This window comes from Pedobacter sp. 05L430, from assembly GCF_056397585.1.
Map to the genome: position 1 here is coordinate 1 of NZ_JBFTNT010000239.1, position 10,674 is coordinate 10,674.

Here is a 10,674-nt window from a genome sequence, read left to right on the forward strand (position 1 = left end):
ACCCAACGCTCCATCTACAACTCTATGGTCATAGGAAAGCGAAAGGAACATCATATGGCGTATAGCGATTACATCGCCAAATTCTGTTTCTAATACTGCTGGTTTCTTTTTAATTGCGCCTACGGCTAAAATGGCGACCTGTGGTTGATTAATAATAGGTGTACCCATTACATTACCAAAAGAACCTACATTAGTCAGTGTAAACGTTCCATTTTGCGTTTCATCAGGCTTAAGCTTAGAAATACGTGCTCTTTTCGCCAAATCGTTTACCGATTTAGTTAATCCAACCAAATTAAACTGATCTGCATTTTTAATAACAGGAACAATCAGGTTCCCACTAGGTAAAGCAGCGGCCATGCCGATGTTAATATCTCTCTTTTTAATAATCTGGTTTCCATTTACTGAAACGTTGATCATTGGATAATCTTTTATTGCCTTGGCAACAGCTTCTATAAATAATGGAGTAAAAGTAATCTTCTCATTCTCGCGTTTTTCAAAGGTTCCCTTCACCTTATCACGCCACAGGACCAGATTAGTCACATCTGCTTCAACAAATGATGTTACGTGAGCCGAAGTGTGCTTACTCATTACCATATGTTCGGCAATTAATTTACGCATCCTATCCATCTCGATAATCTCATCACCACCACTTACACTTGTCAATGGCTGAGATACAGATGCAGGTTTAACAGTTTCTTCTTTAACAGATGTTTCAGTTTTAGCTGCTTGTGGAGCAGGAGCTATTGAAGGTGCTCCCCCTTTTTTATTTTGAATATAATTTAACAAGTCATCCTTAGTCAAACGTCCATCAGCACCAGTACCAGATATAGCATCTAATTCACTTATCGCAATATTTTCCCGAGCAGCTATATTTTTCACTAAAGGAGAATAAAAACGATCAGAACCACTATCTTCTTTCGCAGCGCCTCTGGCATCATTTGATGCCAATTGTTCTGTTCCGGGAATGCTTTCAACAATAGACTGTTCTGCCGCAGGTATGGTAACTGCAACATCCTCAGCAGCATCAGAATCAGTTTCAATAATCGCAATTACAGTACCTACCTGCACAATTTCATCTTCCTTGAACAACTGTTTAATTAGCTTACCTGCTATTGGTGATGGAACTTCAGAATCAACCTTATCTGTAGCAATTTCCAGAACCGTATCATCCATCTCTATCATATCCCCGGGCTGTTTAACCCATTTAATGATGGTTGCTTCTGCAACACTTTCCCCCATTTTAGGTAACAATAATTCGTATTGAGCCATTTTTTATTTCATGATTGATATCGGATGCAAAAGTAAAGTATTTTGAACACTTAATCCCCATATTGGTTAAGTTCATTCAAAATCATGGTCAAAGCTGCTATGGCTGAACGTTCTATGTTTTGCGCTCTTTTATTTCCAAAACTATAAACCCTTGCCACAACACGCTTACTACTCGCTACCGCAATCCACACTGTACCAACGGGTTTACCAGGCATACCACCATCCGGACCAGCAATTCCACTTACCGCTACAGCATAATCTGTTTTAAAATGATCTATTGCTCCCTGAGCCATTTCTTTTACGGTCTGTTCGCTCACTGCACCGTAATTATTTAAGGTTTTAGGGCTAACACCCAAAACGGATTCCTTAAGTTCATAAGAATAGACGACTGCCCCTCCAACATAAACAGATGAACATCCTGGATGTTGTGTAATCAAGTGGGCAATATAACCACCGGTGCAACTTTCGGCGGTCGAAAGCGTAAGCTTTCTCTCATCCATTATATTTAGAATTGCCTTTTCAAGGGCAATATCCTCTTCCACAACAACGTTTTTCTTTACTTTAGCAATAATCTGCTGAGCATAAATTTCTACCTCATTTTTCAGTATTGCTTCATTAGTTCCTGTGCTGCTCAGTCTTAAACGTACCTGACCTAGTCTTGGCAGGTATGCAAGTTTAATATGCTCAGGTAAGCTATTTTCAATATCCTCAATTTCAGCAGCTAAAAATGACTCTCCTATATTAGCGGTAAGTATGGTTTTATGAACAATGAATGGAAGTTTAAATGCTCCCTTTAAACGAGGCAGAATCTGTTCCTGCATCAGGTACATCATTTCAAATGGAACACCTGGCATAGATACAATGATGTTCCCATTATGCTCAAACCACATACAAGGCGCTGTCCCGTTCTCATTTTTGATAACCGTACAACCTTCCGGAACATCGGCCTGTTTTATATTAGATTCGATCATTGGCCTGTTATGCCGCTTAAAGATCTCAGTAATGTGCGCCAATGTATCCTCATCCCTCCTAAACCCCATATTAAAATATTTGGCGAGGGTTATTTTTGTAATATCATCTTTAGTGGGGCCTAGCCCACCGGTAATCAGAATCACTTTTGCTCTTTTTTCAGCAAGTGCTAAAGCTTCAGATATATGATCAGCATCGTCAGATACTGAGGTAATTTGTTTTACCTTAATTCCTATCAGATTAAGTTCTTTGGCCATCCAGGCAGAATTGGTATCTACAATCTGACCAATAAGAATCTCATCTCCTATCGTTATTATTTCAGCTAGCATAAATTCAAATATTAGAATCGGGTATAGTAATTCTTTCTCTTGCTCAGTTTTAAATCCTGAAGCACTGATGCTTTTACTTTGATGTCCACAGAATAAAACTGATAAGCACCAAAAGGAATCCAGCTAAAGCTCATATCCCAGCAATGTAAATCTCGATATATAGCTAAAGAGGTTTGCGAGAAGGTACTCGCCTTAAAATCCCAACCAGAATTAAACTGGACTTTCCATTTCGGGGTGATATTGGCATCACCATTAAAATTCAAAGTATTGGTGATCGTTGAATTTTGACCAACCCTGTCTGTATTGTAATTAAAAGTATAGCTAAAGGCAAAGTTCCACGGAATTTTAAAATCCACAAATGCATTAGGGTCCCTGCTTACTTTGGCAAGTTCCTCCGACTGCTCTGGTGTCATACCTGTCTTTGCAGCTTTATCCTTTAAATTCTGTTCGTTTTCATTCTTCTTTTTTAAAGCCTCAGGATTTAAACTATAATTAAAGGAGAAACCAAAATTAGTTAGACGAGGCAGTTTACCCACATTCCATACGTAGTCATCGATTAGTTTCCTGCTCACCTTTCCAGTCAAAACATCTACAGTATCCGTATATCTATACGGATCTAAAGTACCATAATAATTTACGCCTAACTTATCTGTAAACTGCGAACGCCCGCTAAATCCAAGGGTCGATAGTTTAAAGCTTGGGGCCAGAAAATTGTATGAACCGCTAATACTTAAACCCTGGATAATAGGAATTTTTTTATCGCCTTTTCCTGTAGTATCATTTGGAGTAAGCACCTTTGCTTCAACCGTATTGTCTAAACTGARTGAAATTGAAGCAGAGCGACCAGCTCCCGGAAAGCCATAAGGTGAGCCTTCAAAGATTGAATATTTTTGCTGCTGTCCGTCCGATCCAATTTTTGGAGTTCCGTCAGTATAGTAAGCAAGTTTATAATATCCTTTAGCTACATCCGAAAAATCTGGTCTGTAGCTAAAACTTACCTGAGGGGTCATCACATGCCTCAATGCTTTGAAGTTACCAAACTTATTAAACTGAGCCGTACTATAAATCTTTGTAGATACGCCCATGTTTAAGCTATACTCACCATTGCGTTTAAAACCTGCAACCGTGTCAATTATCTCCTGATCACCGCTATTTAGAACCTTTAAATAAGATTTACGTACCGTTTGAAATTGCCACCTCTCGGTATAGGATACCCCTGTATTGAAATTAAAATAATCCGCTATATTAAAGGCCATATTTACTGGGATCTGGTGACTAACCCCATTTTTAAATTTATTAAGCGACTCTCTTTTAAATAACTGATCTTCCGTTGTTGTAATGGTATTACTAGCCTGCATGCTATAACCAACGGTTATCTTTTGATACCACTTTTGTTCTCCTAGCCTATCCTTTGAATCAAATGGATTAAAGGTTGGGACACTTAAACTGATATCGGGTAAGCGTAGGCTTACAGACTTATTTTGTGTTTCCTGAGAACCATCTGCCGCAATACCAAGGGTTATTCCGTTGCCAAAAACCCGGCCATAAGACACGGATGACCTTAAAGTATTTTTAGTAAACTGATTATAATCATAACTGGCTCCCCCGGCTGTGTTTTGATTAAAGGAACTTGTACCGGCATCTACCGAGGCAGAAAATGTTGTCCCCGGTTTTGCATTTGCATTCTGACTGTGCGTCCACTGCAGGTTAAAATCCTTTCTTGGTGTATATTCAGGTGTACCTTCCAGACCATACCTTGAATTTGAATATCGGAAGTTTATGTTACCGTTAAAGTGCGGATGTGGTAGGTTACAGGTACTATAGGTCTGGCCTTTACTATGAATTTCATCATCCGGTTGCTTCTTTGCTTTACCTCCTGTAAAGAATCCTCCCTCCTGCTCCGTATATACTCCCCATATACGACCAACACTGGTTTCTGTATTATAAAACAGTGAGTCTGCAAGCGATGTGGATTGCCCGGTCATTTTAACAATAGGCCTGCCGACATACTTTCCCTTAGCATCAGTTCTTCCACTGGCATAAATCTGCTTGGTTTTTGAATTGTAAGTAATATAATCGGCATCAAGTTCGAAATCCTGGTACTTAACCCTGGCTTTCCCATATAGGTAAACCATTTCCTTCTCTTTATCCACAAAACTGGAATCTTGAGCAGAGTATTCTATTTTCTCACTGGCAGTCGTATCTTTTGGCGCAGTTTGTGCGTTACCTTTCTTAGTGGTGTCTGCTTGTTTAATTACTTGCTGCCATGAAAAATTATTCAAAGCAAGGGCTCGATTACCAACAGATGTTAATAAAACAATGAAGTTTAAAAAAATGATGTACCGTAAAAGTTTCAAATTCGTGTGTGAATGTTATTTTTGCATTAATGTTTAATCCAAAACGTTCAAAATTAATGAAAAATATACCATTGCTCAGACCAAATGCGATTTTGATTGTATTTATTTCTGCAGTTATTATTACTATATCTAATTATCAGGCATTTACGCAAGAATATAAAATAAAAACTATTGTTATTGACGCCGGACATGGTGGCAAAGATGGCAGTACAAGAGGGCTCTACTCTACTGAAAAAGATGTAGCCCTTAAAACAGCATTACACCTGGGTGCTGCCATTGAAGCGAATATGAAGGATGTAAAAGTAATTTACACAAGAACTGAGGATGTTTTTATTCCTCTTTATGAGCGTATTGCTATCGCAAATAATGCAAAAGCAGATCTTTTCATTTCAATTCACTGCAATGATATGCCGGTATACAGGTCAACTGTAGTCACTGGGTATAGAAAAAACAGCAGGGGGAAAAGAGTTCCAATAACAAGCACAGTTAGCAGAAAAAGCACATCTACAAGAGGAGTCGAAACATTTGTTTCAGGTATGGGACGCGTAAATGAACAAGACGAAGCTATTAAAAGAGAAAATGCATCCATATTCTTAGAGGAAAACTACAAGGAAAATTACGAAGGCTTCGACCCGAACAATCCTGAAAATTTCATTATACTTTCTCTAATGAAAAATACTTTCAGAACCCAAAGTTTAAAACTGGCTAAACTGGTACAAGATCAATACATTAATGTTGGCCGCATCGATCGTGGTGTTCAGGAAAAAAGTCTCGCAGTTTTGGCTCGTGCAGGTATGCCTGCCATATTAACCGAAATTGGTTTCATAAGTAACCCTGATGAAGAAGACTATATGAATTCTGAGGCCGGACAAACTGAAATAACCAATTGTCTGTTAAAGGCTATTGAAAACTACAAGAAAAGCATAGAAGGATAAATAATTGAATCAATAACTATTATTAGATGAGTGTAAAGAAAAATGCAGCCCTGTTATTATTACTATGTTTATTTAGTTCACAACTAGTATTTTCCCAAACTTATAAAGTTAAAACTATTGTTATTGATGCCGGACATGGCGGAACGAAGCCTGGTGCCAGAGGAAGTTTTTCATTGGAAAAAAATGTAGCGCTAAAAGTAGCTTTAAAGCTAGGCAAAAAGCTCGAAGAAGAATTACCCGGAGTAAAAATCCTTTATACCAGAAAAACAGATGTTGATGTAGATTTTTATAAAAGAGCTGCCCTTGCAAATGACAATAAAGCCGATCTTTTCATTTCTATTCACTGTAACTCAATGCCTGATAAAAGGGTGGTTACCGGTTATACAAAAAACAGAAGAGGCAAAAAGACCCCTAAATATTCGTATGTAAAGAATAAATCTACAAGTGGCACTGAAACATTTGTTGCAGGTTCTCACCGCTTAAATGAGCAAGATGCCGCCATTAGGGAAAATGAGGACATCAAGCTCGAAAAGAATTATAAGCAAAATTATAATGGCTACGATCCTAATGATCCTGAAACATTTATTATACTATCTTTGTTCAAAAATATATTTAGGGATAAGAGTCTGAAATTAGCTAAATTAATTCAGCACAATTATACCAACGATGACAATAGAGTAAACAGGGGGATTAAGGAACAAGGACTCTTAATTCTTCAAAGATGCGGAATGCCGGCGGTACTAACAGAAATTGGATTTATTTCTAACCCTACCGAAGAAGAATACATGAATTCAGCGCATGGACAAGAAGAAATTGTTAATTCAATTTTCAAGGCAATAAAAACTTACAAAAAGGAAACCGAAACAAATTAAGTAAATACATACCAAGAACATACACTGAATGAAGATAGCAAACGAAACCAAAGTAGGCATACTAGCTGCCTTTTCTATAGCCCTGTTAATTATAGGATATAATTTTTTAAAGGGGAATGCCATTTTTTCAAGTGAAACTGTTTTATATGCAAAATATTCGCGTGTTGATGGTCTGGCGGTATCCAAACCGGTTTTAATTAATGGCTATCAAATTGGCCGTGTAGATAAACTGGAATTACAAACAGACGGCTCAATTGTTGCCACGCTTAAAATCAAGGGCAAATACGAGATCCCAAGAAATAGTATTGCCAAGCTTGAAAGCACCGACCTTTTAGGAAGTAAAGCAATTGTAATGGCGCTGGGTACTGGTAATGATTTTGCTCAGGATGGTGACACATTGAATGCAAACGTTCAAAAAGGAATTCTTGAAACGGTACAACCAGTTCAGAAAAAAGCTGAGTTAATTATTGGAAAAATGGACTCCATTCTAACAAGTGTGAATTCCATCTTGAATCCAAATTTCCAAAAGAATGTTGATAAAAGCTTTAACAGCATAGCCTCTACCCTTTCGTCTTTAGAATCTACCTCTAAAAAGGTTGATAATCTAGTTGGTTCAGAAGGCACCCGCATATCTGCAATTCTTGCCAATGTAGAAGCAATTTCGGGCAATCTAAAGCAGAACAACGCCAAAATATCTGCCATTTTGAACAATATCAATTCGATTACGGATCAGGTAGCTGCAGCTAATTTCAAACAAACAATAGATAATGCAAATAAAGCTGTTGCAGATCTTCAAACTATAGTAGGTAAAATCAATAATGGTGAAGGAACACTAGGCCTGTTAGTTAACGATACAAAAATGTACGACAATCTAAACAATGCGTCTAAAAGCCTTGATAACCTGATGATAGATCTGAAAGCAAACCCAAAACGTTATGTTCACTTCTCCATATTTGGTGGGGGTAAAAAGGATAAGTAATCAAATAATATAAGTATTACCTTCTATTGCAAGTTCAGTGTTTTCAAAAACAGATTTTGCTTCATCCAAAAGAGGTTGCAACGTCTTGTATCTTGATGAAAAGTGACCGATAAGCAATTTTGCAGCCCCGGTCATTTTGGCTATCTCACCGGCCTGTAAAGCCGTCGTATGATGTGTTATATTTGCGCGGTCTAGCATTTCATGTAAGAATGTAGCCTCGTGATACAGCAAATCACAATCTGCAATGTTGTTAAAATATGTTTCATCAAACAATGTATCAGAACAATACCCATATTTTTTAGGGGTATCAGAGTCGGTAGTATAATCCTTATTCAAGATAACTCTGCCATCAGGTAAATTAAGATCAACACCTCTTTTTAACAAAGGATAATACTCAATATCGATCTGCTCTTCCTCCAATTTTTCAACAATGAGCTTACGCAGTCGTTTCTTTTGGATAAACTTAAATCCCGTGCATGGAATTCTATGATTTAAAACAAAGCTATCAACAACCAGATCAGCATTTTCAAAAATCTGAACAGATTCATTTGCCTGAGTGACCACAAATTCAATCGGATACCTAATTACCGTTTCTGAATATTTAAACTGAAGGGCCAGTATTTCCTGTAAAGGTTCCGGCGCAAATATCTTAATAGGCTTAACACGTCCGTTTAAGTGCAGACTGGAAAGCAAACCTATTAAACCAAAATAATGGTCGCCATGTAAATGGCTTATAAACACATAATCTATCTTGCTCGCTTTAAAGCCATATTTGATCAACTGCTGCTGAGTACCCTCACCACAGTCGATCAAATAAAACTTCTCATTGCAATTTAAAAGCTGTGCTGTAGGATTTCTATTATATACGGGCGTGGCAGAGCTGCTCCCTAAAATAGTAACCTCAAATTTCATTAATCTTTATCTACGCTTCCCAACAACTCTTTTTCTATTTCTTCCATAAAGATTAGATCAGTTGCTTCATCAAGTTTTGACACAATTGTTAGCGATTGGTCTAAATTGGACATTTCCAATATTTTAGCCACAACCTCATTTATTCCTGTTACAATAAACAGGCCATTAGATTTCTTACAAAGTCTGTCTCCAACAAGCAAACTGCTCAGATCCTGAGAATCATCACATTGCTTTATAGCCGATAAGTCTAATACGATATTACGATATCCCTCTGTATTCAATAAGATGAATTCAGATTTCAATTTCGGTGTATTATCGTTCGTAAACTTAGATTCATTAAGCTTCAAAACAACATACTTTTCATGCTTATCTACTGAAAATTTCATGATATTGATTTATTTAGTTTGATTACGAATGTAGTTAAAATTCTCTGATTTATTTAATTATTGAAGTAGATTAGATGTCTACGCCGATAAGAGTTTACTTATAGAATCAGCCACATTTTTTTCTATCCTGCTTACCACATCAGCTGTCTCATTTTTCACAAACTGATCTCCCGTTATTTGTTCATAAAGCTCAATGTAACGATCAGATATAGAGTTCACAATTTCAGCAGACATCACCGGAATGGTTTGCCCATCCTTACCCTGAAATCCATTTTCTATTAGCCATTTCCTTACAAATTCCTTAGACAACTGTTTCTGTGGTTCATTCCTATCTTGTCTGTCTGCATAACCTTCTGCATAAAAATAACGAGAAGAATCTGGCGTATGAATCTCATCAATTAAATAAATATCTGAGCCAACTTTACCGAATTCATATTTAGTATCTACAAGGATAAGACCTCGCTCAGCAGCCATTTGGGTACCACGCTCGTACAATGCATAAGTATAATTTTCAAGATGGGTATAATCTGCAACAGACACGATGCCTTTGGCTAAAATATCTTCTTTAGAAATATCCTCATCATGCCCCACAGAGGCTTTAGTTGTAGGCGTTATAATTGGGTTAGGTAATTTATCATTTTCCTTTAAACCATCTGGCAAAGCTACTCCGCAAACACTGCGTTTCCCGGCGCTGTATTCTCTCCAGGCATGCCCTGCTAAATAACCTCTAATTACCATTTCCACTTTAAATGGCTCACAAATACGTCCGATGGTAACCATTTCATCAGGTACATCAATAACCCAGTTCGGAACAATGTCTTTTGTTGCACCTAAAAATTTAGCCGCTATCTGGTTCAATACTTGTCCTTTAAAAGGTATTGCCTCAGGTAAAACCACATCAAATGCAGATATCCTGTCTGTTACTACCATTGCCATAAATTGGTTGTTAATGGTATAAACATCTCTCACTTTTCCTTTGTAAAAATTTGTCTGCTTAGGGAAGCTAAAATTTGTTTCTTTAATTGCTGTCATGCTATGTGCTAAAAAGCTTTTATTGTTTATTTAAAATTACTGAATATCACCATAGGCTTTCAATATTCTTTTAACCAGTTTGTGTCTTACCACATCTTCACCTGTTAAATAAATAATATCAATACCTGGTATATCTTCAAGAATACGCAGCGCGTTATGTAAACCCGACATCTGCTTTTTCGGTAAATCTATTTGAGTTATATCGCCCGTTACAATGAATTTTGCTGATGGCCCCATACGGGTCAAAAACATTTTCAATTGTAAATCAGTGGAGTTCTGTGCCTCATCCAAAATTACAAAACAGTTATCAAGTGTCCTTCCACGCATAAAAGCAAGTGGGGCAATCTCGATAGTCCTGTTTTCAATATATAATTTAAGTTTTTCGGCAGGGATCATATCGTCCAGTGCATCATACAATGGGCGTAAATAAGGATCAACCTTTTCCTTCAAATCGCCGGGTAAAAACCCAAGATTCTCTCCTGCCTCAACAGCAGGTCTGGTTAAGATGATACGCTTGATTTCTTTGTTTTTTAATGCTCTTACTGCAAGGGCAACGGCTGTGTAAGTTTTTCCGGTCCCGGCAGGTCCGATAGCAAAGAGCACATCATTTTTATTAATACTCTCAACCATCTTC

10 protein-coding genes are annotated in these 10,674 nt (G+C 37.5%); 3 read left to right on the forward strand and 7 right to left on the reverse strand.

Going from position 1 to position 10,674, the window contains the following annotated elements:
• The 3 genes from AC1DG9_RS21045 to AC1DG9_RS21055 all read right to left on the reverse strand — a co-directional run.
• Positions 1–1,269: dihydrolipoamide acetyltransferase family protein (locus AC1DG9_RS21045; RefSeq protein ID WP_477635184.1), on the reverse strand; the 1,269-nt coding region annotated here is incomplete at its 3' end.
• Positions 1,270–1,319: 50 nt separating this feature from the next.
• Complete coding sequence (locus tag AC1DG9_RS21050; RefSeq protein ID WP_172663332.1) at positions 1,320–2,567, reverse strand: competence/damage-inducible protein A; 1,248 nt, start codon at positions 2,565–2,567, stop codon at positions 1,320–1,322.
• Positions 2,568–2,578: 11 nt separating this feature from the next.
• Positions 2,579–4,849, reverse strand: coding sequence for a putative LPS assembly protein LptD (locus tag AC1DG9_RS21055; RefSeq protein WP_477635185.1), 2,271 nt, complete (start codon positions 4,847–4,849; stop codon positions 2,579–2,581).
• 131 nt (positions 4,850–4,980) lie between these two features.
• Here AC1DG9_RS21055 and AC1DG9_RS21060 point away from each other — a divergent pair, with 131 nt between their 5' ends.
• The 3 genes from AC1DG9_RS21060 to AC1DG9_RS21070 are packed head-to-tail and all read left to right on the forward strand — an operon-like array spanning position 4,981 to position 7,710.
• A complete protein-coding gene (locus AC1DG9_RS21060) occupies positions 4,981–5,859 on the forward strand; it encodes an N-acetylmuramoyl-L-alanine amidase family protein (protein ID WP_246269726.1) in 879 nt (292 codons plus the stop codon).
• A gap of 26 nt (positions 5,860–5,885) precedes the next feature.
• Positions 5,886–6,731: an N-acetylmuramoyl-L-alanine amidase family protein gene (locus AC1DG9_RS21065; protein ID WP_172663335.1), complete on the forward strand. Its 846-nt coding sequence runs from the start codon at positions 5,886–5,888 to the stop codon at positions 6,729–6,731.
• Positions 6,732–6,759: 28 nt separating this feature from the next.
• Positions 6,760–7,710, forward strand: a complete 951-nt coding sequence (locus AC1DG9_RS21070; protein WP_172663336.1) for an MlaD family protein — start codon at positions 6,760–6,762, stop codon at positions 7,708–7,710.
• On the opposite strand, the gene AC1DG9_RS21075 is transcribed toward AC1DG9_RS21070, so the two are convergent.
• The 4 genes from AC1DG9_RS21075 to AC1DG9_RS21090 all read right to left on the reverse strand — a co-directional run.
• Positions 7,711–8,622, reverse strand: coding sequence for a ribonuclease Z (locus AC1DG9_RS21075; protein ID WP_288883817.1), 912 nt, complete (start codon positions 8,620–8,622; stop codon positions 7,711–7,713).
• Positions 8,622–9,008, reverse strand: coding sequence for an STAS domain-containing protein (locus AC1DG9_RS21080; protein ID WP_048904961.1), 387 nt, complete (start codon positions 9,006–9,008; stop codon positions 8,622–8,624). Before AC1DG9_RS21080 ends, AC1DG9_RS21075 begins: the two co-directional genes overlap by 1 nt.
• Positions 9,009–9,086: 78 nt before the next feature.
• Entirely contained in the window at positions 9,087–10,040 is a 954-nt protein-coding gene (locus AC1DG9_RS21085) for a phosphoribosylaminoimidazolesuccinocarboxamide synthase (RefSeq protein ID WP_172663338.1), read from the reverse strand.
• 36 nt (positions 10,041–10,076) lie between these two features.
• Positions 10,077–10,674 (reverse strand): PhoH family protein (locus AC1DG9_RS21090; protein WP_477635186.1); only part of this gene is annotated, 598 nt, incomplete at its 5' end.